The organism is Streptomyces sp. NBC_01304, from assembly GCF_035975855.1.
GTDB lineage: Bacteria > Actinomycetota > Actinomycetes > Streptomycetales > Streptomycetaceae > Streptomyces.
In genome coordinates, this window is the sequence record NZ_CP109055.1 from 9405651 (window position 1) to 9432524 (window position 26874).

Consider the following 26874-nt stretch of genomic DNA (forward strand, 5'->3'; position numbering starts at 1 on the left):
CATCGCGTTGACAAAGTCCCCACCGCGTCACCCCAGAGCAGTCTGTGCACCGACGAGCCGGAGGCCGAAAGCCCTTCGCGGCCTGGCCAATCCCAGGGCGTCCCGGTCCAGCAAGACGCTGATGCAGAGCATGGCGTGCCGTTCCCTCTGCTCCCCGCACAACGAGAACTGGTCAAGGCCGGCGGAGCGATGCACAGCACCGATCTCGCCGCTGCGCTCGGAATCCGCGCGCAGGAGCTCGGAAAGCTCATGACCAGGATCCTCGGCGAAGTCGGGATCAGCAGGCCGGGCAACGGAACGGTCAGTCCCGGCCTCGGTCGGCCCCTTCGCAACGGCTACGCAGCCGAAACGCTCGCCGCACCGATCGAGGCCGACCGCTGCCGGGCCGAACTGAGCGCCGCATGAGGTTCACCAGAGTGGCATCAGTGGTCGGGATCGCCGTGGCCGGAGCCGCGCTTCTCAGCGGGTGCGGCAGCGGGAAGATGCCGCCTGGGCGTGAGCAGCGTCTCCTGAAAGCGGCAGGCGTCACACGGTGCCGGATCATCTGTACGAAGGACCTCTAGCAGGCTACCAAGCCGTACGAAAACCTCGATCACGTCACCGTGGTGCGCCGAAAGGGCAAGATCTTCACCTTCGAGCTCACTGGAACGGACCTCGTTGCGTACCTGCGAAATCTCGAACGAGATGCGTACGACCATGGTTCAAGGGACCCAACAAGCCCGAGGCAACGCGTATGTACAGCGCGCTCGGCCCGGTGGTCGATGCGCTCAAGCCCACTGCCGGGCCCGAGGCACAGGTACCCGCGGTGATGTTCAACGACTCTGCGACAGCCTGTCGAGCAGTAAGTCCGCTCAGCAAACAGGTAGTTCGACACGCTATACGGGCCGTTATACGTCCACCCCGACGCCGGGCCGAACGTACGACGATAGCCATCGACTTCGCGAGTAGTCATCGTTGTTGTACCGCTCGTTGGTAGAGCTCCATGGCCCGGTCGTCGAGCACCGTGCCATAGGAGATGTCCGGCAGGATGCCACCGCCCTCATGGCCACCGAGGATGCCGACGATCGCCCCGGTGGGATGGAGCCAAGGGCTGCCGCTGGTGCCGGAGGAGTAGGCCGGGCAGTGGATACGCCGATGCATCGCCCCATGTGCTGCGATGACGTTGGTACATGTGAGAGGGGCCTCCCTGGAGTTGGGATACCCGACCACCGTCACCGGGGCCGCGTCCTCCTCCCTGCCCAGGGGCGCCGCTCCTACGACATCCTGGATCTCCCGGCCCTCGAGCGGCGCGAGGCGCACGAAGGCCAGGTCGGCCTCGGGATCACTGTCCTTGGACCACGCCCCACTGACATGAACAGCTTCCAGCGCCCATATGCCATGCGGAGCTTGGCCGTCGTGATAGCCGGGCACGAAGGCAAGCTCCTCATGGTCATCGCCAACGCAGTGTGCGGCTGTGACGATGAGGTCCCGGCGTGGGCTGTCCACCACGGAGGCGGTGCAGAAGTGCTTGCCTTCCAGGCCGCCGCGGAAGAGCGCGCCGACCTTGGCCGTTCGGGCATCGGCGACGGCGACGGCGGTCGTGCCGGGGGTGGCCATGGCCGGCCCGGTGGTCTCTGCCACGGTGACCGGGTATGCGGTGGCAATGAGTGCCAGCAACGCCCACGGCCTCCCACGCCGGCTCGTTCTTCGGCGCGTACGCAGGCGAGGGCGTCCAGGCCGCCGGTGGCGCCCGCGTCCAGCCGGTCGCGGCACCGGTGCACTGCCCAGGAGGCCGTCGGAGCAGTTGTGATGTGCCATGTGGCCTACTGGACGGTTTCGGTGACGGTCAGCGGGATCTCAAGCCGGACACCTTCCGGGGTGGTCAGTACGAGCGTGTACGTACCGGGGTGATCGCCTGCCGCAATCTCGGGAACGGCCACCTGGCCATCCGCACCCGGTGGGTCCAGGACGACACTGTGCGCCGCCCGGCCCGCAGCGCCTTCTTCCTTGAAGAACGGACCGCCCTCGACGGGCTCCAAGGAAGCAGTGATTCGCACGCCGGCGACGGGCTTGCCCGCAGCAGTGGCCAGGATGTGCAGCGGCGCATCGAACAACCCGCCTGCCGGCGCTTGCAGCGGCTCGTCCGTGATCCGTATCAGCTGGTCTGCCACCTGAGTGGGGCGCGGGCGGACGGTGGCGTCGAAGGTCACATCCGGGAGCTGCCCGAGGCTGGCCCGGATGGTGAACGTACCGGGCTGATCACCCGCGCGTAGGCGTGGGGCAGTGGCGATACCTCGCCCGTCGGTAGTGACCGTGACCTGCCTGCGTCCACCGTCGAAGCGTGCACCGGTGGCCCCGGCTATCTCGTACATCACTAGCTTGTGCGCCACTACGGTCCCGTCGCTCTTCAATGCGCGCACCTGAGGGCGGACTGCGAAGGTACTTCCGGCCTCAGCCTCCAAGGAGCCGTCACCCACCGGTTCGAGCCGTGTGACCACGGCAGCGGGAGGCGTCGATGGCCTGTTCGCCCCCTCCGTTCCATCCGGGGTACCGGGCTGGTTCGGAGCTTGCGGCTTGCTCGGGGATGCCGGTTTCGACGGTGAGCTGGGCGGCGCGCTCGGGCCCGCCGTCTGTGTCGAAGGCGAGGGAGCCGGCGTCTCACTGCTGGAGTCGTCGGTGGCCGACGGGTCGGGCACCTCGTGCACGCCGCCTTGATAGGTACGCATCCAGCCCAGGACCGTATTGACGTACTCCCGCGAGCGGTTATAGCTAAGCACTGCCTTGTCCAGGTCCTCGTCCTTCGACAAGTCCCGGCCTCCGGCGCAGAGATACAGGCCCGCGCCCAAGGCCGCGTCATAGATGTTGTTGGGGTTGCGCTCACCGTCGCCGTTGCCGTCGGCGCCCCACTCGGCCCAGGTGGAGGGGATGAACTGCATGGGCCCGACAGCCCGGTCGTACTCGGTGTCCCCGTCCCACTTGCCGCCATCGGTGTCCCGGATCAGGGCGAAGCCGTTGCCGTCGAGGCGCGGCCCGCGAATCGGCTTCTCGGTGGTGCCGTCGGCGCGCAGCCCATATCCCGAAGCGTGCACCGACTCGACCCGGCCTATGCTGGCGACCAGCTCCCACGGCAGCTTGCAGCCCGGCAGAGCCTCCGCCACAGCGGTCACGGCCCCCTGGTAGGCGTCCAGGGCCGTACCCGGTATCTCGGCCGCACCGTCGGGCAGTTCGCCGTCCTGCATCCCTGGCGGGTCCGTCGTCAGCCCCGGCAGCTCGAGGCGGCCGTCGCCCCGCGGCTGCGCTTGCGGACTGCCCGGTCCGGGAGCAGACTCCTCGGCGTCTGCGGTGGGTACCTGCACTCCAGCCGTGGTCAGTGCCGCGGCCAGGACCGCCAGGCACAGCATCTGGCGAATGATTCCCAGGGTTCGGGCACGAGATGCTCCAGCCTGGGCCAAGAGATTCTGCTGCCTCTGCGGCCCTGTGGCACGGTGGCGCCCTCGACGCGGCCAGCGGGGTGAACGGCAATCCATCTCTTCTTCTCCAACGAGTAACGAACACTCGTGGTGAGACGGCCAGTTGTAATCGCATCTGTCAGAACACCACGCGCTGATAAGCCGAGCGTAAAGGGGTGCAATCAACTACCCCCAGGGACTTACGTCCCCCACGGGGGGACGTAAGTCCCGCCTGAGGCAGCCGGCTTGATGGAGCCTTTGCCGATGGAGAACTGGACTGCCGCTGACGCCTGATCAATGCGTCAGTCATGCCCGGCGGGACGTCGCAGATAGAGAGCGATCGCAACCGTCAAGGAGATGCCCCCGAGCAGAGCCAACAATCCGCCCAGCCAGGACGACTGCCCCGGCGTGAACAGCATCCCGATGCCGCCTCCGCAGAGCATGAAGGCGAGATAGCACGGAAAGAACATCCGACCCGAATTCGGCACAAAATCCCGAGGGGCCAGCCTGCGTCGTGGCTTACTCGTCCAACGCCGCACGGCAGCAAGCGTCTGGCGCCCAGATCCTTTCCCTCCACCGCGAGATGGTGCGGGAGGAAGCCGATGCCGCGCCACTCCCCAGCCCTCCCACTTCCCCCATGCATCGGCCAGTCCCGCGGAACGGCTCCGCAGATTCAGGCTCGATCGCCGTCGGCCGTATTCATGGCGAGAAAACAAGCCGCTCCTGCACGGGCACCACTCGCACCTCCGAGAGACTGGCCGCTGTCATCAGGTGGCGGGCGTCGCGGAGGGAACCGCCTTGGGCGGCACGGGCCTCGATCACGCGGGCGGCTTCGCCTTCCGTCCATCCGAGGTAGCGCACGAGCACGGAAGCACTGACAGTGTTCACATCGACCAGCCCTCCATCGTCGTACACGCCCTTGAGGTCGGGGCGCCCGATCGCCAGCATCCTGGCCGCATCAGGAAGTTGGGCCAGAATGCGCTTGGCCTCAACGCGTCGCGCGGCACCGGGCTCTACAGCCCACGGCGAGTCGGGGGCAGAAGTCGCTGCGGTGGTGCGAGGTTCCCTGAGGATGGCCGCGACCAGGTGCACGGTGGCTGCCAACGCGACGGCAATGAGGCACCAGTCCTGAACGTAGAGCTCCTCACCCTCCGGCGTGGTCCAGGCCAGTACCAACGCAGCCAGGCTGTAGCCACCGCCCCACAATCCGTACTGCACTCGGCCGCTACGGCCGGACAGCCATGCGAAGGGGACCGCGGCAGCCAGGCCCACGGTAAAGAGGGGCACAGCAGCCCAGCACAGGGCCCATCTGGTCCAAGAGGTCGGAGGCTTCTGCATGCTCATGCGCTCTTGGTCACCTGCTGCGTGAAGTTCTTGACCGGGACAGGCTGGCCGCCGGGCTGGAGCACTGTAATCGGGTGGCCGTCCAGGTGGACCGTGGGGGTGCTAGTGACTCCGGCGTCCTTGAACACCTTGGTTGCCTTCTCCGCCCACGGCTCATACGTCAGCTCATTGACCGCCTTCTCGAAGGCCGGGGTACGCAACCCTTCAACCTTGTCCGCGAGCCTCAACAAGGTCTCGGACGAGGAGAACTTGTCGTCACGAGGGACGGCCGGCTGGTTCTCATACAGCACGGTGACGAAGTCGAGGAACTTCTCCGGACTTTCGTTGGCCGCGGCGCCCAGAGCGTTGAGAGCCTGCTTGGAGCCGGTGCCGCCGAGAGACTTGTCCGTGAACGCGACAAAGTGGTACTCGACCTTGTGCGTGCCCTTGTCGGCGAGCTCACGGATAGTCCTGCCGAGCACCTTCTGGGTGGACGCGCAGGCCGGGCAGCGCGGGTCCATGAACACCTGGATGGTGTGCTGAGCATCCAACTTACCCTGGGTCACAACCGTGCCCTGCGTGCCCGAGACGTTTGCGGGCAGCACCAGCGGCTTGGGCTTCGGGCCATCCTCACCACTGCCGAACAGCAACCACGCACCACCGGCGGCCAGCGCGAGCGCAGATGCCGCGGCGGCGCCGACCAAAACCTTGCGGCGGTGTGAGGACCGTGCGGCCCGATGCGTAGCCACCTCGGAACTCCCCCGGCTCTCCTCATTGCTGCGCATGTGCTCACCCATCGTGTCCTCAGCCCTCTCTCACGAGGTCTAACCTAAAGCGAGCATAAAGGGAGCGACCGCGAACTGGAGAGGACTAAAGTCCTCAGCTGGTCAGGACTTTATGACGCCGGGCAACCGATATGCAGTCCAACGTCAACGAGCCACCGGATTGCCCGGGATTCAGAAGTCCTCAAACAGGTAGAAACACAGGCCAAACAGAACGGCAAGGGAAGCGATCACCTGCACAGTAATCCAGGTTGATCCCTTGTTCCCCTTCCTGACTCCATGCACAGCCTGATCCTTGGCGTTCTCGTAGATCTCCTTTCGATGCCCCGCGATCCCCAAAGTAAATGCGGCCATTGCGCAGGAGAAGTAGGACAGACTCACTTGAGTGGACCAGCCCTTCATCGATCCGGAAGCCATCGCAAAGACGAAAGCAAGGATGGGCGCAACGCAGACCTGCACCTTCTGCCCCTTGTTCGGCATTGCGGTGATCAACATCGAGAGAAGAATCACCGTGCAGATGACTGCCACAACCGCTATTACCCAGACAGGAATGGAGTCCAGACGCATTTATTTCCCTGAAGAGAGGACCTGATATCTGACGCCCCCCCCCGGTGGCGGCCCAGCCCATGGTCGCACCGCCGGCATCGAGCGTGAGTCTCACATACTTGGCCGCAGCAGCTGCACGGCTACCCCCTGATCTGAGATCAAGGGCGAAGATTTAGTAGCTCCACCAGTGGGGACCCGAGGAAATGGTCCAAGCCGGCGAGTTCGAAGGTTGCGAGCATCGCAACTTCGGTCTCGGCGAGGCTGTCTGTCACCCAGAGGCCCCGTGCTCGGGTTGCGACATGAAGCTGGCCCGAAGAAGTCGAGCGGGTCGCGGTGAGACGCCCGCCTTCGCTACCGATGCGGAAGGCCGCCGCGGCGAAGCGGAACTCCACGGAGCGCTGACTGGAACGAATCGCGCCCTTCGCTGTCAGGGTGAACGGGGCGCCGTCAGCCGAGCCGTGGATTCCCTGCTTCACACGCTTCAGCAGAGGAGCTCCGGGCATCACGGCATCATCTAGAACCAGCACCACTTTCCCGGAGGATGCGAACGTCCACTGCTCCCAGCCGTTGGCAACACCCTGGATCCCAGGGTCGACCGCGAGACCTCGACTGAGGGTCATCTTCCCCAAGTCAGTGACGGCTGTGGCGTGTAGCCCGAGTTGCTTCGCCGGGGCATGCCATGTGCGCTTGGGTACATCGATATGCACGTTCAGGGGCATTCTCATTGATGGCTCCACGCACAGCAGGAGGTATGCAGCGAGCGGCTGGTCGTTGCCGATCACCGGGTAGACCGGCAGGAATCACCCAAAGCCCTAACTGGGTGGGCTTTTGTGTGACTCTGAGCGAGCACCCCTCACGAAGTCCGCAGGCGCACATATTTGAGCAAGCCCGAAAGTGCCAGCGCAGAGAGGCCCAGCGGGATCAAAGCGCCATCGCCGCGGATAGCTGACCCAATGGCGCCGCCAACGCCGGCCACGATCATGACCAGAGCAATAGCGGACTCTCTACGCATCCGCACATCAGTCATTTTCCCGGAATCCTTTGCATCATTCCATGAGGCCCCCCTCATTTAAAAGTCCGTAAAGATCACGGAGAGGAGAATGAACGGTACTGCACCTGCGGCAATGATTTGAAAAACCACTCTCCGAACGAGCCGAGGATCATCGAAATTATCACCCTTCGATTCCACTCGTATCATCTTGGCAATTTCGCGACGCTTCCCCCAAGGGCCCCCAATGAGGGCCAGCATTGCCATGATGTAATACGCTGCAGCGACTTGGACGCTAAAGTCCTTAATGGCCGATGATGCCACCAGGAACAGTATGCCGAATCCGCATCCAATGAGCACCTTCAGCCTGTATGAGCGGTTCGGCATTAGAGGCATCCATACCGCAATAAACCCTCCCATGCATGCCACGGTGATCGCAATCATCAAAATCACCGGGATTTCAGCCAACTTCATCCATTGTTCCTTACTCAGGCTGGGGCCTGCGGCGCCTGATCCTCGGATCAGGCGCCGCAGGTTGCACCGAAACGGCGCTTCAAACGGGGGCGTCCGGTGAAATCACCAGTCAGTGGTGGTGATGCCCCAGACATTCGCAGGGGTAGCGGCCGCGATCTTCCCTGCACCCGAAACCATGTTCTGCGATGCAGCGGAATACGACTTGCCAGTCATGCCGACGAAGGCACGTCCAGCACCCTTGGCAGGCATCGCACCGAGGACTCCGCCGGCGACGGCATTGCCGATCTTCGGTCCGGCGATTTTTCCAATTGTACTGCCTACCGCCTTACCGGCGCCGCCGCCGGCTACCGCAAGCGCAGCTCCTGCAGCGGCAGTACCAGCACTCTTCCAATCGCCCGTGGCCGCATACAGACCCGCGCTCGCTACGCCCGTCGCAAGAGATGCCGCTCCCAGCGCAGCCCCGAGCTGGGGTGCGAAGGGGGTGACAACCGAAGCCACGACGCCGAGTCCAGTGCTGATCTTCCCCAAGCTGCCGGCAGCGCTGGCAGCTGTCTTCTTCCAGTCTCCTGAAGTGACCCAGTTCTTGGCACCGGACGCCGCCTTCTTCGCGCTTGAGAATGCTTGCCCTGTCTTTTTCCCTACCGCGCGGGCGACGTTCTTTGCCGCCTTGACGGTCTTCTTCGCCACCTTCGCTACGGCCTTGATGGATTTCGTAACGGCTTTTTTGACTACTTTCTTCGCCACCGCGACCGCTTTTTTGACGTCCTTGACGACCTTTTTGGCTACCTTCTTGGCTTCCTTGACTACCTTCTTAACCGTCTTCTTGACGACCTTGACGGTCTTCTTGACGACCTTCTTTACGGCCTTCTTGGCCTTCTTGAAGAGCTTCTTGAAGAAGAGACCGTCGGGGTCGGTGAAGGTGGCTGGGTTGTTGTTGGAGTAGGCGTACCCGTGAAGTTGCTGAGGCTTCTGATGATCAATGATCGGATCCACCGACAGGAATCGCCCTGTGGAAGCCTCGTACGCCCTGGCTCCGAGTTGTGTCAGTCCTGTGCTGGCATCGATGGTGCCGCCGACGAAGCCCTTACCGCCGGGCCAGTTGACAGAGGCCCCATTGCGATCCGCGCCGAACGGGTCGAGGGAGCGGCGAGTCACTCCCATCGCTCCAATGGCCCCGATGGCAAGGAACGCCGTGCCATGGTGATCGGCTGCAAGGAACTGGACGTCGCCTTCACTGTCACGCTGGGCCACCGCGTTTTCACCATGGTGGTAGTAGCGGGTGCCCGACAGCTTCTGCGTGGTCTGCTCGAGCAGAACCTCGGTGCCGCCCAGGTACAGCGTGGTGCCTTCTGGGGTCTTGCGCAGCAGGCGCTCGCCCTCGGCGTCATAGACGTACTCAGTGACGCGGCCGTTCTCGGTGACCTTGGTCAGGTTGCCTTCGGCGTCCCACTCGAGCTTCTGGTCAATGCCGTCTGCGTTACGACGAGTGGTGTTGCCGGTTGCGTCGTACTCGTAGGTGTCCGGAGCCGTCTGGCCAGCCTTGGCCGAGACTTCGGTCAGAGCGTGCGGGTGCTTGCTCTTGTCGTCCGGGTACTCGTACTTGCGGGTGTGCGGGCCTCCTTCAGCCAGGTGGTCGGTCTCGCTGAGCCTACTACCGGACTTGTCGTAGGCATACGACTTCCAGTAGGGCTGCGGACCGCTCGCGCCCGTGGGGCCCGAGCACGCCTCGCCCGAGGTGGTCCAGGCATCGGTCATGCGCTGCAGGTAGTCGTGGCGGAAGCACTGGGTGTCCCGCGTCGTGGCGTCCTGCAGGTCGCTGATCTTGGTGACGTTGCCTGCGAGGTCGTGGCTGTAGTCGACAGCGCTGAGCGACGGTTCGGCACCATCCGGTGCATCACGATCCGTGTAGGACTTCTTCAGCCAACGGGTGGCATCGTCGTAGGTGTTGGTACGGACGATGCGCTGCCCGCTCGTGCCCTGCTGGTACTGCTGCAGTTCACCGAACGGGGTGTACTTCATTGACGAGAGATAGCTCGTCTCGCCCTTCAGGCCCGTGAGCTGTCCGGTCTTGCCGTAGCTGTAGGTGAGCTTCTCAGAAGGCAAACCACCTGCCTCAGGGAGCTGCTGTGAGGCGAGCTCACCGGTGGCGGTGTATTCGGTACCGAACCCGTAGGAGCCGGCGAGCTTGCCCTCCTTGCCGGGAACGCTGATCTGCGAGCCAGTGGGCCGACCCTGGTCGTCGTAGCCGGTGACCTCAGTCGTGTATGCCTGTCCGTCGATGAAACGGGTGGACTTGGTGGGTTCGCCCTTGGCGAGGCTGTCGTAGCTCCATTCAGCGAGCTTCTCGCCGTCCAGCGATCCCTTGTGCATGGCCGTCTTGCGGCCGAGCTTGTCGTGGGCGTAGGCGAGGGTTTCACCTCGCGCGTCCGTGACACCGACGATCTGGTCGTTGTCGTCGTAAGCGTAGGTGGTGACGCCCCGGTCGGGGTCGCTGTCCTTCACCTTGCGGCCGCGCTCGTCGTACTCGTACGTCCACGTGGCCCCATCCGGGCCGATGACCTTGGCCAGTTCGCCACCCGCGTTGTACTCGTACTTGGTGGCGTCGAATTCACCGGTGGCCTCTCGCCCCTTGTACTGGCGCAGTTCAACGACCTGTCCGAGCACATCTGTGATCTTGGTGCTCACGGTGCCGCCAGTCGGCGGGATCTCCGTGGTCCGATCGCCGTTGTGCTCCACCTTGGACCGGGATACCTCTGTGCCAAGGCTGTACAGGATCTGCGCCGTGGCACGCCCCGCACCGTCGTACTCGTTGACGGTCTGCCGGATGACCTGGTTGTCCGGGGTCGCCAGCAGCTCCGTGTTCGGGTTGGTGCCGTTCAGATACGGGCCCGACTCCTTCACCACCAGGCCGCGGGAGTCGTACACCGTTTCGGTGACCACACGGCCGGCACGGGCACTGCTCGTCTGGCCGAGGTCGGCACGGGTCTCCTGGGTCTGACGCGGACGCAGCAGGCCGTCGTACAGCTCGTTCAGAACCGTGTAACTGCCGTCGTCCTGCAAGGTCTTGGTCGTGACCGCCGAGGGGCCGTCCTTGCGGATCAGGTAGGTGTACTCGGTGTTCGGCTTGGCCTTGTCCTGACCCGGCAGGAACACCTTGGTCAGACGGCCCATCGGGTCGTATGCCAGATCGGTGACCTTGCCGTCGGCGTCGGTGTCCTTGACCGGGTTGTCACGGCCGGGCTCGTGCTCGGTGGTCTGGGTGTGGCCGAGCGGATTGACCGTGGTGACCTTGGTCGGGATCTGGCCCGTGGCCGGGGAGTACTCGGTCTTGGTGGTCTCGCCCAGGCCATCGGTCTTCTCGACCGTGCGGCCGAAGGAGTCGAACTTCTCGATCGCGGCGACCTTGTACTGCGGCGTGGCGCCGGAGTAGCCAGTGAGCTCCTCAACACGGGTCGGATCGCCCTTGTCGGGGGCCGCGCGGAAGGTCTTGTTGTCGTAGACGGTCCGCTCGTCGGAGATGACGTGCTTCGGCCGCTCCACCGAGGCACCGCATGCCACGGAGACGGTCTCCTGACGGGAGGTCAGGTCCATCAGGTGCTTGGCCCCGTTACGCGCGTACTCGGTACGCGTGCACGCCGTCGGCACTCCGTCACCCTGCTTGTTGACCTCGGTCAGCAGGTTGTACTCGTCGTACTTGGACTCGGTCTGCGAGGCACGCCACTTCCCGCCCTCGCCGAGGGTGCGGTTGCGCTCGGTTCCCTCGTTGACTTGGAAGGAGGTCAGGTCGGTGGTGCCGGGTCGTTTACGGGTCGCCGTCGCGCCCTTGTGCCAGGGTGTGTGCGAAGTGGTCTCGATCAGCGCTCCACCGTCACCGTTGTATTCCTTGGTCTCGCGCGCCTTACCTGCGAGCTGGTCGTGGTCAGTGACCTTGTTGCCCTCGGAGTCAGCGATCTGAACGCTGCGGGTCGAGCCGTTGGCGAGCTTGTCGCCGTGCATGCCTCGGAAGAAGACCTCTTCGGAGAGGGACTTCTTGTCGGAGCCCTGGCCACTGCGGGTCTTCACGCGCTCGTATCCGCGCCAGTTGCCCCAGGTGCGCTGATTGGCCTTGGTGAACTCGGCCGTGTCGTAGTGCCAGGCCGCGTCGCCGACGTACTCGTACTTGGTGATCTCGGCGGGGCTGCCGGCGACCAGGTCGTTCTCGATGACCTCGGTGACCACGTACTTGTGGAAGTAGTCCTTGTACGGCTTGGGCTTGCCGTCGGGGCCCTCGGGCTGGCCGGACGGGAACCAGTTCACCGGGTAGCAGCGCATCCCGTTGGAGTCGTCCGCGGTCGGCAGCTTCTTGGCGGTCACCGAGCACATGCGCTCGGAGTAGCCGATGCCGATGACACCGCCGGTTTCGTTGTTGATGGCGTTGATGCGGTAGCGGACGAACGGGGCGATGCCCTCGTCGCCGTCGACGCGGTTGGCCAGCTGCTGGCCGGAGAAGGCGATCTCCGGCATCTTCTGGGCGGATCCACCGGTGTGGCCGGTGCGGGTGATGCCCGACAGCCACAGGGCGGACTGGGTGCCGTCACCCGAGTGCGGGTAGTCGTGGCGGAAGTCCCAGGTGTCGACCGGCTTGTACGCGCCGGCGTCCAGGACGTCGGTGGCGATCTTCACGGTGCGCTTGGTGGACCAAAAGGTCGGCGAGTGCTTGCCCGCACAGTCCTTGGCTGTGGGCGCGCAGTACTGGTCGAACGGCACGTCCGGCCAGCGCTTGGCGTTGGCCTCGGTGAACTTGGACTCGGAGCAGTCGAAGTCGGCGGAGGGTATACACCGCTCGGCGGACGTGACGTTCACGCGGGCCGGGGCCTTGGCCGTGTACTCGGAGCCCGCCCGGTGGCCGTACTCGATGCGCTTGAGGTAGCCGGCCCGGTCGTAGGCGACCTTGGCAGGCTTGAGCAGCGCGCCATAGTGGTTGGTCTCCTTGCCGTAGTAGAAGACCATCGCGTTGTCGTTGGCGTCGATGACGTGGTCGAGCTGCCAGCGCCAGGCGTGCTTCTTGCCGGCATCCTTGCCATACAGCGGGACGTTCAGCGTGGAGTTGGTCTGCTCCTTGCCGTCCGTGTAGCCGGGCAGCTTGTTGCGGCCGAAGAAGTACTGCGTGCCGTCGACCGTGGTCAGCTTCCAGTGCTTGCCGTCGGTGTCGCCGTTGTCAGCGCCCTTGAGCAGCTCGATCTTGGAGCCGTCGTCGTTGGCGGGCTTCCACACACCGGTCGCGTCGTCGCGGACCAGCTCGGTGGACTGGCCGTCTAGCGACATCGTGGCGTTCTCGCTGGCGTAGCACATGTCGCCGGAGTTCTTGGGGGCGTTCGAGCCGGTCACGTCGGTGCAGCTCTGGTACGCGCGCTCGATGAAGCCACCGTTGGTCAGGCTCCAGCCTTCGCCAACGGCGCCGGGCTGGTTGTTGGTGGCGGCGGTGCGGCCGTCTACGCTCTGCGCCGAGTAGCCCAGGTTCAGTTCGGGGTCGAGTTCGCCGGGGGTCGGGGGCGTCTCGATCGGGTACTGCCAGGAGAAGTCACCGGAGGAGCCGCCCGCGGTCCACGAGCCGGACGGGGAGAGCGAACTCGCCTGGTAGTCACCGCCTGAACCGGATGCCCCGGCTCGCACCGCGAACACCATCGAGGCGTCCGCGTCGGCGGTCTTGGCACCCTTGGGTGCCAGTGCCGTCGCTTCGCCGCTCAGACGGTGCTTGACCTCGTCGTGCTTGAACTGGCCCACCGGGGTGCCGGTGGTGCACTCGGCCTTGTCCGGCGTGTTCAGCGCGCAGGCCGGGAGCTGCACCAGGGTCAGACGGCTGGCCCAGTCACCACCGTAGGCGTGCTTGAACGCCGAGTAGTCCACGTCGACCGCGAGCTTGCCCAGGCCCGCGTCGCGGGTCTGCTTCTCCGGGGTGACGGTGAACAGGATGCCCTCGACACCGGCCTTGCGGGTGGTGTCACGGTTCTGGACGGCTACGGACAGCTGCGGAGCAACCGGCTCGGCCGGCTCCTCTGAAACCTCTTCCTTTGCGTCCGCATCGTCGCTCGCAGCGCTGTCTGCGTCCTCGGCGTCGCCGCTCTTGACTGCCTGCTCCGCCTTGGCCTTGGCGTCGTCCGCACTCTTGGCGTCGGCACCCTTGGCCTTGTCGTCCTTGGCCTTGCCGTCCTTTGCGGGGTCGGCAGCCGGAGTCGGCGCCTCCACCTGCTGGACGGTCACGGGCAGGCCGCCGACGGTGAGCTTCTGAGCCCCGCTCTTGCCGCTGCGGGTCTTGGGCTGCTCGAGTTCGGCCGCCTTCTTCTCCGCCTTGGGCCAGGTGACATCCGGCGCCTGCTTCCAGGACTTGCCCGGCACATCGTCCTTGACATCCGACTTCTTCGTCGGGACAGGCTTGCCGTCGACCAGCTTCTCATCCTGCGTATCCCGCAGGTTGAACGCCTTCTTCGCGGCCAACGCGACCGGCTCAAAGGCGGCCACCATGAAGAACGTACACACCGCGACAGCAACAGCGCGTATCCAGCGACGCCTTGCTATGCGGGACATTTTCGGACTCGAGCCGCGGAACAACCGCTGCCGGCGCCAGGGCGACGAACGCACACCAGCTCCCTATCAGTTTGCAGACAGAAACAGTCGACCCAAAACGGGCCGTCAAGGGAGCGTAAAGAAGGTAAAAGGAAAGTAATGAGGTCGAAGGTCCCGACCCGGACAGGGCTTCAGTAACGAATGAGTGCGCGTTATGCCCGAAAATCGCAGCTTCTGGAGGCATTTAGCGGTTAGCTACAGGGCGTCAGATATCGATTAGGTGACGGCCGGACGCATGCGTACTGGCTCTCGCCCATGACCGAGGGACGGCTATGCCATCCACCGTCAGACCACCGAACCCTCGCGACAGCCGACCGCTCCTGAGAGCCATCGCACTGGCCACCGCGGCCAGCCTCGGAGTTGCCTCACTATCCGCTGAGGCATTGGCCGATCAGACGCCACACCCCCCGGAACCCCGCGGCCAGGCGGCCGTCTCCGCCGAGACGACGGCCCTGGCGAAGGCCCGCGCCAGCGGACGCCGGGTCGAGGTGCTCAAGGAGCGGACCGAAACGTCGCAGGTGTTCGCCAACCCGTCCGGCACTTTCACGCATGAGCAGTACTCGCTGCCGGTGCGCGTCCGTAAGGCCGGCCGCTGGGTCCCCATCGACACCGATCTGGCCAAGCGGGCGGACGGCACCGTCGGCCCCAAGGCAGTGCCCGGCGCCATGGCCTTTTCCGGCGGCGGTAGTGCACCGGTGCTGCAACTCGGCTCAGGCGATGAAAAGCTGACCCTTCGGTGGCCGGCCCCGCTGCCCGAGCCTCAGCTCGAAGGTGACACGGCGACGTACCGAGATGTCCTGCCGGACGTGGACCTGAAGATCCGTGCTGGCGTGTCCGGGGCGTCCCAGGTACTGGTCGTGCATACCCCGCAGGCAGCGCAGGACCCCGCCCTCGACCGGCTGCGATTCGCCATGGACACCGGCATCCTTGATGTCACCAAGGACGCCCAGGGCAACCTCGGTATCACCGATGCGCAAGGCAACCAGGTGTTCGCCGCCCCGGCGCCCCGCATGTGGGACTCCTCCGGCCCGGACAGCCCCCGCGCCCAGAACGGTGGCGCACCGACAACATCGCCCAACGACGTCGAATCGGCGAAGGCGTTCTCCCCAGACGACAGTGCCACCCACGCCACCATGGGCACCCGCCTCACCGAGGACGCCCTGGAGATCACCCCGGATCAGGGGATGCTGCACTCCCCGAAGACCGACTTCCCGGTCTTCATCGACCCCTGGTGGTCAGGCGGACGACAGCACTGGGCCCGCGTCGACAAGCGGTTCCCGACCACGACGTACTGGGACAAAAACGAGTCCGACTCCATGGGGCTCAAGAACATCATGCGCATTGGGCATGAGAACGAGACCGGAGGCACCAGCCGCGGCTTCTGGCAGATGGACGCCAAGGGCCTGCACGGCAAGACCGTCATCAAGTCGACCTACCGCATCGACCTGAAGTACTCATGGTCGTGCAGCGCACGACCGGTCGAACTGTGGTGGACCAACGCGATTGCCTCCACCACCACCTGGAACAAGCAGCCCACCTGGCGCCAGAAGCTCGGCAGCATCAACACCGCCAAGGGCTGGAGCAGCAAGGACTGTCCGGCCGGTGGCATCGAATACAACATCACCGACTTTGTCCGCGACCACGTCGTCAAGGAGAAGTGGAACACCGTCACCTTCGGCATGCGCTCCACCAGCGAGACCGACGTCTACGGCTGGAAGAAGTTCGACAACAATCCGGCCTTCAGCACCGAATACACCACACCCCCCAACGTTCCCACGGACATGGCCACCGATCCGGCCATGCCCTGCACCACCAAGGCGCCCTACGCCGTGCTGGGCAAGGCGACCGGGGTCACGCTGAAGGCGAAGGTAAGCGATCCCGACGGCGGCAAGGTCACGGGTCGCTTCCAGATGCACCGCAACAGCGACAACGTCCTCATCGTCAACCAGCCCATCGAGGTGACCAGCGGCTCGATCGCCTCCCATCACGTCCCGGCCGCGACCATCCCGGATGGCAGCTATCGCTGGGCGGTGCGTGCCGAGGACGGACATGCCGTTTCGGCCTTCACGGTCTCCTGCTACTTCACTGTCGACACCACCGCGCCGAAGAAGCCCCAACTGACGCAGGACAAGAAGCTCCACCAGATGGCGTTCACCCCGGACGGGGACAAGGATGTCGTCGCCTACCGCTACGGGTTCGACCAGGACCAGCCCACCATGCGTACCAACGCCGAACCCGACGGCACCCTGAAGGTCGCCATTCCGGCCGATCTCGAGGACACCTTCCGGCACACGCTGAAGGTGTACGCGATCGATGGAGCCGGGAACCAGTCGCCCGTCTCGGAACTGAGCTTCGTCTTCGACAACAACAAGATCGCGCCCGGGCTCTCCTACACGGCCCGGCACATCGAAGCCGAGAGCCTGCTGCCCGCCAAGAACGCCAGCGCCACCGTCCGCAAGCAGGTCAACAGTTGCTGCGGTGTGAGCTGGTCCGGCGGCGCCCAGGTGCTCTTCGACAACCACACGACGGGTGGCAAGTACACCCTGGACTTCGACGTACCAGCCACCGGCCGCTACGGCATCGCTGTCCGGGACACTGTCGCCCCCGCCTACGGAATCGTCTCGTACGCTGTCGACGGCAAGAAGGTCGGCAGCAACCTGGACGAGTACGGCACCAAGGTCGCCCCGCGCGCCCTCACCCAGCTCGGAGCCCTGGACCTCGCACCCGGCAACCACAGCCTGACCATGACGGTCGTGGGCAAGAACGCCTCCTCCGCCAGCTACCAGGCCGGCATCGACTACATCCAGCTCACCCCACAGCTAGACCCGGAGGCCGAGCATCTGACTCTTGCCCCCGACCACACAGCACCCGTCCACCGGCAGCAGGACCACCCCGGAATGCACTGGTCCGCCGGCGCCCAATCCCGCTTCGACGCGACCAAGAACGGCGACCACTTCACCCTCAAGTTCGATGTCCCCGAGGACGGCTGGTACTCCCTGGGCACTCAGCAGACGGTCGCCGCCGACTACGGCACCGTCTCCTACAAGCTCGACGGTTCCGAGGTCGGCGAGAGGTTCGACGGGTACAGCGCCGTCACCACGACCAAGCCTGTCGCCCTGGACGTCCATGAACTCACCAAGGGCACCCACTCTCTGACCTTCACGATCAGCGGCAAGAACGCCGCATCCAGCGGCCACAAAGCCGGCGTCGACATCGTCAAGGTACTGCCCGAGCTGGGCACGTACGAGTCCGAACTCACCGCGGTCAAGTCTCCCGTCGACGCCCCCATGCAGTACAACTGCTGCGGCGTCGCCTGGTCCGGCGACCACCAGTCAGTAGTCCGGCACATCCAGATCGGGAACGAGGTCGACTACGCCTTCACCGTTCCCATGGACGCTACGTACTCATTCAACGCGGTCACGACCCGCGCGCCCGAGTTCGGAGGCGTCACCTACGCAATCGACGGCAAGACCGTCGGCGCACGCTTCGACGCCTACGGCCCCAAGGTGACCACCGCACCCGTCAACCTCGGAGCCCACGAACTCACGGCCGGAATGCACACCCTCACCGTCAAGATGACCGACACCCACCACCCCGCCGCCTGGCACGGCTTCGGGGTAGACGCACTGCACATCTACACACCTGACGACTTCAAGACCGTCAGGCACTAAGCACCATCGATGCCCCTGGCCACACCCTTACGGGTGTGGCCAGGGGCACTTCTTAGCCGTCGCCGACAACGGCCGTTCGCGCTCCCCCGGTCCAGCCTGGGACGCCTACTTCCGCTTCCGGCGGCTGCTGATTAGCGCCATACAACGAGCACCCGCAGACGGCCGGTCCCGCCTCCAGTATCTCCCACGCCTGCGTGCTGGTCGCTGTTCGGTCGACATCGGTCACGTCCACCCACAGGGCCCCGTCGCCATCGGCGACCAAAGCCTGCAGGCATCGCAGCGCGGCGGGGGAGAGTCCGTGGCTCACAGTGGCCTCCTCGGAATTGGGAAGGGGCACTTACCGGTGCCACCCGTCGAGCGACACCTCTGGTCCGCGACCATTGAGGTAGTGCTGTCAACTGTCTTCACAGGTCAGCAAGTTGGGCGCCTGTAAGGCATGTATGAGTGAGACCTGCGCGGCGGCTACCGTGGAGGTGCTCGATCGTCGTGGCGAGAACGGGGAGGGGCAGCCGGGCTCTCACGGACCCGACTGAATCTGTCCGGCCTGCTGACATCGAAGAGCCGGCCTGGGGCGCGTACAACGAGGGCCGGCCCGCCTGCAACTGACCACGGACGGACGGCCCACCCGGCCATCACCACTGCCCGTGCCTGGAAGAAACACCCCCAATCCCGCCCGATGCCCGTGATCAGAATTCACGCGGTGGATCGAGGCTGAGCTCCGACTGGAGGTCGGGTCGATCTTTAGAGCCGAGCAGTTGAATTAGCGCGATCGCGATCGGAAGAATCAACGTTGTCGCACTGCGCGCGAGCAGGGCAACGGCACCGGCCGGGCCGGCCCCCACCACGGCAAGATCGAACTTACCCTCGTCGGCCATGCACCTCAGCATTCCGGCGAGGACCGTGCGTGCTCCAGGAGAGAAATCAGGTCCATGGGTCGCAACCAGCGATAATGCCACCGATCGCTGCACCGATCACGGCGCCGGCCTGTCCGTCAGCGGACGCCCACCAGGGTGCGTTTGGAGCCCACTCGATCTTGTCTGTTGTGTTGGTCAGTGCTTCGAGCCAGGCCCGCTGCTTGTCGCTCAAGTTGGCCGCGATGATGCTCCAGTCGAATCCGGGGTGGACCGCGCTGGCATAGGCTTCGCACTTACCGCCGCGTTGAGGCTTGGGGCCGCCAGCAAGCGGCGAACCATTGATCGTGAAAGCGGTGTAGACATGCTTGTTGGGGCCAAAGGAGCTTCCCTCGGCGTAGTGGCTCTGCCCTGCAGGCACATGGAATCTGTTGTCGTTCTGGTCTCGGGCGGAGACGGAAACGTTGGCGGTCGTGACGGTGTACTTGTTGGAGCCCACGGTCGGAAGATTCCAGTTGATCTTCACCTCCTTGCCGCTGCTACTCCGGTACGTCACCGAACCCTCCGGCCCAGTGAACAGTGTGTCGGAGCGAACCTGCAAGATGCCGACTTTCCCGGGCTCGATCTCGTCCGGGGCGTCGATATTGACGTGCTCCTTCTCATTGAAGGACTTCCGCACGTAGGTTTCGGCCGACTCGTTGTAGATGAGCGACTCAAAGGTGCCATCCGCCCCCGGAGCCCCCTCGATCCCCAGTCGCGCGCCGGGTGAGTACTCCCACATCGTGGGGCGATCCTTGATCATGAACTTCTGGTTGGCTCCGCCGGTCTTAGGCAAGAGTTCGAGCTTGGTTCCGTTGGCCATGCTGTTATCAGGAACGGTGAGCACTCTGCCTGTCTGGTCGTTGCTTTCCACGGTATAGGTATCACCCCCAAGGGATGTCAACTTGAATTGACCCCATTCGGAGCAGGTTCCTGCGTAGACATCAGAAGCGTTACTGAAATACTTTATGCAGCCGTCATTTTCCTTCGACTTGAACTGCACTCCATTCCCGGTGCGCTCTACCTTCCAGGCCTGATTATCTCCGCCTGTGGCTTCGAATTGAATTACATTGCGGCTGTCACCGAGAGGGTTCGGCGCCATATCTACGACCTTGCCGCTATGGATAGCCGTCATCGTCAGATTCTTGCCGAACTCGGGAAGCGAGGGAGTTACATCAATATCGAACTGAAACACATGCTCTTTCCAGTCGGCATCTTTCCTCATCGCCAGGAGGCCGGTGGCATCGTTCCATAGCATTAGTGACTCGCTATCACCCCGGGCGACATTTTTGATGCGGAACTTCCCGTCTTTATCATTCGCGATCTTCCATTGCTGCTTGGCGTCGCCACTGTCGCAAGTAGCGTGGTGCAGCGAGCGGCCAGTGCCATCTAGTTCCTGGTCATAAGTGAGACATCTACCCTCGACCTCGAGCAACACGCTGCCACCAGGCGCGGCAAGAGGGGTCCACTGCTGGTTGACGCCGCCATGGCCGGCATGCAGTGCGACTCGATCAGGCATTTTGTCGAGAACTCGCCCGTCCGCATTGTGCTTGATTCGGAGCGGCATCCCAATGAAGTCCTGTTGGGTTGCCGCAGGTGAAGCCGACGACTGTGAACTCGATGCCGTAAAGGCCGAGGCCTCACTTACAGCCGAGCCGGCTGCGATCAGGCTGGCAAGGACCGCCAATGCTGCGCGCCTTGCATATGGAGCCATGGCGATCATGGCATCTCCTTCTGTAGCTACTGGGTCGCGCGCTCTCGAATTTCGGCACACGTCTGCTCTGTCCGACCCTTGAATCAATAAAATATGGTCAAGCTTTCGCAAAGCAGGTCCAAAGCATGCAGGTTTTTGGGCGTCAAAATCCCGGGCCAAAAGGCCTGTTTTGAACAGGGGCAAAGGTCCCTCCAGTCGATCAGATTGACAGGGTGGGGCGCGAGTGTTAGCCTTGACCATTAATGAGTCCTCGTCAGTTCGCTGATGGGGACTCTGCGTTTGTGTGGTGCGGTCCTTTCGGGGTCGGGGCAGGTTGAGGGCCCGGCTCTCGCGTCTGTCGGGATGATCGAAGTGGCTGGTCAGCCGGAGTTCGGCAGGGCTTGGATCCGGTCGATTGCCTGGGTGATGACGTCGGTCCAGGGCCATTGGGTGGGCAGGCGGAGCCAGCGGCGGCGGCCGGTGTTCACGAGTTGCGCGGCGGCGGAGAACAGTCGCAGGCGGAGCCGTTTGGGTTCCCAGCGGCGGGTGTCGCCGGTCAGGGCGAGCATCGGCATCCAGGCGAGGATGTCGAGGGCGAGGGAGACGATCTCGAGCCAGATGATCTGGTTCTGCGCGGTGTCGTGCAGGGGAAGGTTGCGCAGGCCGGTGTCGCGGGCATTGCGGATGCGGTCCTCGCAGCGGGCTCGCCGGCGGTGACGCAGTTCCAACTCGGCGAGCTGGCCGCCTTTGGTGTTGGTGGCGAAGCAGGTCAGCCCTAGTCCGTCGAGGTCGGTGAAACGCAACTGCGCGCCGGGGCGCGGCCGTTCCTTGCGGACGATCAGCCGCATCCCCTTGGGCCAGGTGGTCAGGTCGGGCATGTCGGTGATCTCCGGGACCCAGGCACCGGGCCGTTCGGTGCCGCCCGCGTCGTAGGCCGGCGTCCACGCCCGCTTGGGGATCTTCAGCACGGCCTGGTGGAGGGCGTCGGTGATGGTCATTCCAACGGAATACGACAGCCACCGGCCCGACTTGGAGAGCCAGTCAAGGAAGGCGTGGGTGCCGCCGGCGGAGTCGGTGCGGATCAGCGCCTGCCGCCCTCGCCGCGAGGCTTTGGGCAGTTGGGCCAGGGGAGCCCGGTGGCTTCGATGTGGTCGCTCGCGGTGTTGGAGCCCGCGTTGCCCGGCCGCAACAGGGCGGCCACCGGCTCCCCGGAACCGTCCTGGCCGTGGTCGACGAAGGCGAGCAGGGGGTGATGGCCGAAGGTCTTCTTCCAGGTCGCGGTGGCGTCCTGTTTCTCGGAGTGCGCGAGCACCAGCACCCCGTCGATGTCCACGATCACCGATCCGTAGAGCTCGGCCGATACCGTGGGCGTCGATCGTCCGAGGCGGGTACAGGGAGGGGGCGGCAGTGTCGCTCACGGAGCCAACCGGGTGGGCGGACCTGTTCACGCGAGATGTCGACGGACAGGCAGTGCAGTTTGTGAGACCTGCTGATGTCGATGGCCCGGCGTGGGCCGCGTACGCCGGGGACCGGTTCCTCGGCATGGTCTACGCGGAGCCCAGTCGTGGCGGGCCGCTGTGGCGGGCCGGCTCGGCCGCCGAGCGGCACCCTCGGCTCGAGGACGCGATACGGGCTCTGCAGGTCACATCTGGTTGAAATGAAGCGGCCGGGCCCGTGTTGGGCCCGGCCGGTTTGGCGATGAATAGGGTCAAGGTGAAGCGGGGCGCCCCTCCTACGCCGGGGGGGGTGCCCCTATCTCTTTCGTCAAGGGGCGGGGCGGTTGTTCTGTCGTAGTTCAGGCGGTTTGGGGGATGGTGTGGGATTGGAAGAAGGTGCCGTCGCGGAGCATCGCGAAGAGCACGTCGACGCGGCGGCGGGCGAGACACATCAGGGCCTGCTTGTGGCGTTTCCCTTCGGTTTTCTTCCGTTCGTAGTAGGCCCTGGATGCCGGGTCGGAGAGCGAGGCGAACGCGGCGAGGAAGAAGGCCCGTTTCAGGTGCTTGTTGCCTCGGCGGGACGGGCTTTCGCCTCGGATCGAGGATCCGGATCTGCGGGTGACGGGGGCGAGCCCAGCGTAGGCGGCGAGGTGTCCGGCGGTGGGGAATGCGGTTCCGTCACCGACGTCGATGAGGATCCTTGCTCCGGTCCTGGAGTTCCGCGACGGTCTCGTCCGTCAGCTCGATGGAGCGGAGCGTGTGCGGCATGGTCCGGGCGGCGTCCGCGATGATCGCCGCATCGCGGGCGTCGGTCTTGCCCTCGCCCGGATAGAGGTCCGCAATCCGCCGCATCGTCAGACCCGGCAGATAGGCGACCTCGCAGCCCGCATCGCGGGCAACCGCCAGCGGCAGAGCCCCGATCGAGGCAGGCTGGTCGACCACCACGAGCATCCGGCCGTACTTCTTGGTGAGCTTGCCGAGCATGGCCCGCATCTTCGGCTCGCTGTTCGACAGCGGCTTGTCGACCACGTTCTTGCCGTCCGGGGTGAGGCCGGTGGCGTGGTGTTCGCCCTTGCCGACGTCCAGGCCGAGGAAAACGGCCACGTCGCGGGTGTCGATCACGTACTTCCTCCGATGAGGGTCTTGCGTTCCCGGCCAAGGCACGGCACCGACATTCGGCAACCACGTTACGAAGAGCGTTGCCAGCTGACCGGCGCTCTTGCCCCTATTAGCGATCTACCGGCGCCTTCCGGCCCGGTGACACCCCCCGGGTCATGGTCGACAGGGGGACATAGTCATGCCGGGCCAGAAGGCCGGGAGCCCCAAGATCATCGGGGCCGTCTAAAAGGTAACTCGGGGGCGGCCCGCGATCTGGTTGGTGAACGAGGTCCAGGCGGCCAGGGGGAAGCTGAGGTGCGGGCCGCCTTCCGTGTTCTGCTTGGAGTCGCGGACGTGGACGGTGTCGGGCTGAGGGCACGTTTCAACGCATTCGGTGCCCTGCTCGCTGCTGTATGAGGACTTGAACCACTCGCCGTACGGGCGGCCGGTGTCGGTGTGCGTGTTGATGGTGATCAGACCTCTCGTGCGAATCGTTCCAGTAGAGCCGGGGTCTCGTGGTCGGGCAGAGTCCCGCCGGCGAGGAAGTCGAGACGGCGGCCGAACTGCTTGACCACCTTCGGCTTCGACACCACCTGCACCGCGGAGGAGACGGTGCTCATGGACACGACCGGACCGGGCAGGTCCTTGCGGTCGAAGTCCAGGACCGTGAAGCCTCCCGAGGTCACCCGGTAGGCGGGGGCCGAGAAGGGGATGACCCGCACGGTCACGTTCGGGAGCCGGGCCAGCTCGGCGATCTGCCGGTACTGGTCCCGCATGATCTCGGCATTGCCGACCACGTTCCGCAGCGCCGACTCGTCCATCAGGCAGAACAGTTCGGCACCTGCTTCCGTGATCAGTTTCTTGCGTTTCGCTCGGACCTCCACCGAGCCGTCGATGAAGTCGGTGTTGGTCTCGTCTGCGCCCTTCGCCGACTCCATCAACGCGCGGGGCCCTGCTCGCAAAGCTCCACCGTGATCTGCTCGCGCTCGATGCCGAGTACCGCATCGAATCGTTCGGCACGAAGTTCGGCGGCCTACGCGTCACCGCCTGCGACCGCTTCCAGGACGGCGAGTTCGACGGAGAGTTCGCCGACCGGGCCACCGCCCTGACCGACGCGGCCGAGACCGCCTCCGAGCACACCTGCGAAACCTGCGGCGGCCCGGGCCGCATCCGCCTTGACGGCGACCTGGCCTGGATGCAGGCCAGTTGCGATACCTGCCGTACTCCCAGATCACCGTCGGCCGCCCCGGCCGGCCACACGGCCGAGTAGCGGGACCTCAGCGGTCCAGGGCCTTGATTCCCGTCTCCAGGGCCTTCTGCGCTCCGCTGTTGAGACTGCCGGGGGCGCCGATGCGGCCCAGGGCGTCCCACTGTGCGGGGGTGACGAGGGCGTGGACCTTGACGTCGTCCAGCGGGCCGACGGAGCCGTCCGGCCGCTTGCCGAACTCGGTGGTGCGGCCCTGCCACATCTCGGCGAGCTGATCGAGCACCCGCTCACGCCACTCGTCGGGCAGCGGGCCGCCCTGCTCAGCCGCGGCCAGGGCGATGACCTCGGTGGCGGCCGAGGCGGGCAGGGCGCCCAGGTCCCGCACGATCAGCGCCAGGCGCTTGGCGAGCCCGTCCTGAGTGGCCGCGTAGTCGTCGCCGCTGCGGTAGAGCATGTCGTACACCGGCCGTCGCATCTCATCGCTCACGCAGTTGGCCGCGATCTCCTCGACGGGCCGCTTGCGGATCTCGGCGCCACGGCGGAGTCTCTGCGCCGCCTGGCCGCTCACACGGACCGTGATGATTGTAGATAGCCCGGTCGTCGCCGGAGCTGTCGCTGCACGGGGGCTCAGTGTCCATGGGGACCGACGGTAGTACGCGCCTGCGTCCCGGCGGGCCACCTTCCCGATGCCCGGCACCAGGCGGGGAAACAAGGGCAAGCCTGTCCCTCGTGCAGGTGTCAGTGACCTGCCTTCCTGGTGCGGCGAAGCCGCACCAGGAAGGCCCGATGCGTCAACTCGGCGCCACTGAAGACGAGTTAAGGCGTCAACGCATCGCGTTCATTTGATTACACTGCGCGGCCGTCGAACTGACTGCGATGGGACATCCGTATGAGCTACACAGACCAGGACGTGCGCGAAGGGCGGCGGCTGATGAACGAGGGCTGCCAGAACCGCCTCGGCATCGGCGACAAGCTGTTGGGCGTCACGGCCCCGGGCGGCCCCGAGGGCACCTTGGACCAGTACTGCGACGAGATCAGCCTGAGCCCGCGCACAGCCCGCGACTACCGGCACACCGCCCGCATGTGCACGCCTCCGGTGAGGCAGGTCGTGGCCGACAGCGGTGTCCACGTCAGCTACAGCGCGCTTCGCGAAGGCGCCCGTCTGGCTCCCTCCGGAAAGCCGTACGACGAGGGCTACAACACCCTGCGCTCGATGCTGCAGGAGGCGAGCGAGGCCGGCACCGACCGGATCAGCGCTGCTTCGTACCGCCGTGCGCTGGGTCTGGGGCCGACGCTGCAGGATCTGTCCGACCCCGCCAGCACCATGAACGTGGCCCAGTACCTGGGCTCGTTGCCTCCCCTGGAGCGCGACAAGGTGCTGCGGGAACTGGTGGAAGAGGACGACGCCTTCCGTGACGCGGTGAAACGGGTCATGGACGACAAGCGCCGCCGCGACCGCGAGGGCCGCATCGACCGCGATGGGGACAAGCCGAGCAAGTCCCAGGCCCTGGCCCGGGAACTGGTGCGGCTGAGCGACCAGATCACCGCCCTCATGCACCGATACCCGCCGTCCACCGTCCTGGACTTCACCGACGCCCAGACGGCCGCCTGCATGCAAGCGCTCGGGACTGCAGAAGTCCTCGTCAAGTGGATCGGGGTCAGGGTCAAGGACGACGCGACCACCGTCGCCGGCGGCCAGCAGGCCGCCACCCCGGATCTGGTGGGCGTGTGATGGACCCGGCTGAGGACGACGGCGAGGACCGTCTCAACGCTGACATCGAGGAGTTCGCCGCCCATGACCGCAAGGGCGGCTGGGCCCGAGCCCTTCTGATCGCCCGCCGCGTCGAGCCCGACGAGAACAACGGGGTTGGATTCGGACAGGAGTCCACGAAGCGTTTCGGCCGAAACACTTTCCGGCGCATCAGCGCTCGGGAATTCGCCCGCCGGTCGGGAAGTACCGCCAAGCGGATCATGGCCTTCCACGAGGCATGGAAGCGTGCGACCGCGGATGGCATCGTTCCCGCGTTCCACAAGCTGACCCCGGGGCTTGAGGTAGAGCTGCCCGATGAGGAGGAGACCCCCTTCTTCGGCGAGCATGGCTACTACCGCAGTTACGAAGCCCGGATGAACAGCGGCGAGCGGCGGAAGTCGATCGAGCAGGAGGCCGAACGAGCGGGGATCTCCCCGACTACCGCGGTCCATGTGGCTCAGCAGCCGAAGGCACTCAAGACCGCGATCCTGGCCGACGAAACCGCCCGGACCACTGCCGAGGAAGCCCTTGCGGAGTTCAAGCGGCGTCAGGCACGCGCGGACACCGAAGACCATGCGGCCGCCAGACAGGCGGCCGAGGAAGCCGACCGCGAGTACGACGGGGGGGAAGAATCCCCGGACCGCCAGGCCCAGGACGCGGAGGCCGTGGCGGTTCAGCGGGCGGTCCTCGCCACGTCGAGGCAGGCGGCCGAGCCGGACGTGGCCCTGCAGGTGTTCACCGAGATGACCGAAGTCCGCCTGGCCACGCTGCGGGCGCTGTCGCTGCTGCAGCGCCACCAGGTGCACTTCACCGGGGAGCGGAGCCGGGCCATCACCGACCTGTGTGCCGCCTCGGAAGCGGCCATCGCCTTCATCCGTGACCTGACCGCCGGACCCTATACCGCGCTGAACGACGACGCCTTGCAAGCGTTCCTGGACGAGAGTGAGAAGAAGCTTCGGTGAGTCCCAAGCACGACAGTGACGCC

The 26874-nt window shown here is 65.2% G+C and carries 20 protein-coding genes and 2 pseudogenes; 5 read left to right on the forward strand and 17 right to left on the reverse strand.

The features are described from left to right. Positions 1–135 precede the first annotated feature (135 nt). Positions 136–405, forward strand: coding sequence for a hypothetical protein (locus OG430_RS41945; RefSeq protein ID WP_327357923.1), 270 nt, complete (start codon positions 136–138; stop codon positions 403–405). Positions 406–422: 17 nt separating this feature from the next. Here OG430_RS41945 and OG430_RS41950 read toward each other — a convergent pair whose 3' ends face one another. From OG430_RS41950 to OG430_RS41995, 10 genes are all read right to left on the reverse strand, one after another. Continuing rightward, positions 423–698: a hypothetical protein gene (locus tag OG430_RS41950; protein ID WP_327357924.1), complete on the reverse strand. Its 276-nt coding sequence runs from the start codon at positions 696–698 to the stop codon at positions 423–425. Between the two features lie 250 nt (positions 699–948). Next, on the reverse strand, positions 949–1620 hold the full coding sequence (locus OG430_RS41955) for a trypsin-like serine peptidase (RefSeq protein ID WP_327357925.1): 672 nt from the start codon (positions 1618–1620) through the stop codon (positions 949–951). A 182-nt stretch (positions 1621–1802) separates the two neighbouring features. Beyond that, on the reverse strand, positions 1803–3380 hold the full coding sequence (locus OG430_RS41960; protein WP_327357926.1) for a lytic transglycosylase domain-containing protein: 1578 nt from the start codon (positions 3378–3380) through the stop codon (positions 1803–1805). Between the two features lie 747 nt (positions 3381–4127). Continuing rightward, complete coding sequence (locus OG430_RS41965) at positions 4128–4772, reverse strand: hypothetical protein (protein ID WP_327357927.1); 645 nt, start codon at positions 4770–4772, stop codon at positions 4128–4130. Then, a complete protein-coding gene (locus OG430_RS41970; RefSeq protein ID WP_327357928.1) occupies positions 4769–5536 on the reverse strand; it encodes a DsbA family protein in 768 nt (255 codons plus the stop codon). Before OG430_RS41970 ends, OG430_RS41965 begins: the two co-directional genes overlap by 4 nt. Positions 5537–5707: 171 nt before the next feature. After that, entirely contained in the window at positions 5708–6100 is a 393-nt protein-coding gene (locus OG430_RS41975) for a hypothetical protein (protein WP_327357929.1), read from the reverse strand. 137 nt (positions 6101–6237) lie between these two features. Further along, positions 6238–6861 (reverse strand): hypothetical protein, encoded by a 624-nt coding sequence (locus OG430_RS41980; protein WP_327357930.1) that lies wholly within the window; start codon positions 6859–6861, stop codon positions 6238–6240. A 71-nt stretch (positions 6862–6932) separates the two neighbouring features. Further along, complete coding sequence (locus tag OG430_RS41985; RefSeq protein WP_327357931.1) at positions 6933–7106, reverse strand: hypothetical protein; 174 nt, start codon at positions 7104–7106, stop codon at positions 6933–6935. A 42-nt stretch (positions 7107–7148) separates the two neighbouring features. Then, complete coding sequence (locus tag OG430_RS41990; RefSeq protein WP_327357932.1) at positions 7149–7541, reverse strand: hypothetical protein; 393 nt, start codon at positions 7539–7541, stop codon at positions 7149–7151. Positions 7542–7643: 102 nt separating this feature from the next. Then, positions 7644–14105 carry an RHS repeat-associated core domain-containing protein gene (locus tag OG430_RS41995; protein WP_327357933.1) on the reverse strand — a complete coding sequence of 2154 codons (6462 nt, stop codon included), beginning with the start codon at positions 14103–14105 and terminating at the stop codon, positions 7644–7646. Between the two features lie 422 nt (positions 14106–14527). Here OG430_RS41995 and OG430_RS42000 point away from each other — a divergent pair, with 422 nt between their 5' ends. Next, positions 14528–17815 (forward strand): hypothetical protein, encoded by a 3288-nt coding sequence (locus tag OG430_RS42000; protein ID WP_327357934.1) that lies wholly within the window; start codon positions 14528–14530, stop codon positions 17813–17815. 686 nt (positions 17816–18501) lie between these two features. On the opposite strand, the gene OG430_RS42005 is transcribed toward OG430_RS42000, so the two are convergent. From OG430_RS42005 to OG430_RS42015, 3 genes and pseudogenes are all read right to left on the reverse strand, one after another. Continuing rightward, positions 18502–18690, reverse strand: a complete 189-nt coding sequence (locus tag OG430_RS42005; RefSeq protein WP_327357935.1) for a hypothetical protein — start codon at positions 18688–18690, stop codon at positions 18502–18504. Positions 18691–18736: 46 nt separating this feature from the next. Further along, complete coding sequence (locus tag OG430_RS42010) at positions 18737–20428, reverse strand: RICIN domain-containing protein (protein ID WP_327357936.1); 1692 nt, start codon at positions 20426–20428, stop codon at positions 18737–18739. A 350-nt stretch (positions 20429–20778) separates the two neighbouring features. Further along, a pseudogene (locus OG430_RS42015) lies at positions 20779–21743 on the reverse strand (IS1380 family transposase); the annotation flags it as partial. A 134-nt stretch (positions 21744–21877) separates the two neighbouring features. On the opposite strand from OG430_RS42015, the gene OG430_RS42025 reads away from it, so the two are divergent. Further along, the gene (locus OG430_RS42025) at positions 21878–22054 is read left to right on the forward strand and encodes a hypothetical protein (protein WP_327357937.1); all 177 of its coding nucleotides are present in this window, start codon (positions 21878–21880) and stop codon (positions 22052–22054) included. Between the two features lie 139 nt (positions 22055–22193). On the opposite strand, the pseudogene OG430_RS42030 reads toward OG430_RS42025, so the two are convergent. The 4 genes and pseudogenes from OG430_RS42030 to OG430_RS42045 form a co-directional block, all read right to left on the reverse strand. Beyond that, positions 22194–22956, reverse strand: a pseudogene (locus tag OG430_RS42030) (IS110 family transposase). Positions 22957–23175: 219 nt separating this feature from the next. Beyond that, positions 23176–23424 (reverse strand): DUF397 domain-containing protein, encoded by a 249-nt coding sequence (locus OG430_RS42035; protein WP_327359449.1) that lies wholly within the window; start codon positions 23422–23424, stop codon positions 23176–23178. Then, entirely contained in the window at positions 23406–23894 is a 489-nt protein-coding gene (locus OG430_RS42040; RefSeq protein WP_327357938.1) for a DUF5753 domain-containing protein, read from the reverse strand. The genes OG430_RS42035 and OG430_RS42040 overlap by 19 nt, the downstream gene beginning before the upstream one ends. A 315-nt stretch (positions 23895–24209) precedes the next feature. After that, on the reverse strand, positions 24210–24707 hold the full coding sequence (locus OG430_RS42045) for a hypothetical protein (RefSeq protein WP_327357939.1): 498 nt from the start codon (positions 24705–24707) through the stop codon (positions 24210–24212). Between the two features lie 321 nt (positions 24708–25028). On the opposite strand from OG430_RS42045, the gene OG430_RS42050 reads away from it, so the two are divergent. Both OG430_RS42050 and OG430_RS42055 read left to right on the forward strand, forming a co-directional pair. Next, positions 25029–25871 (forward strand): hypothetical protein, encoded by an 843-nt coding sequence (locus OG430_RS42050; protein WP_327357940.1) that lies wholly within the window; start codon positions 25029–25031, stop codon positions 25869–25871. Further along, a complete protein-coding gene (locus OG430_RS42055; protein WP_327357941.1) occupies positions 25871–26851 on the forward strand; it encodes a hypothetical protein in 981 nt (326 codons plus the stop codon). Before OG430_RS42050 ends, OG430_RS42055 begins: the two co-directional genes overlap by 1 nt. The last annotated feature ends 23 nt before the right edge of the window (positions 26852–26874 follow it).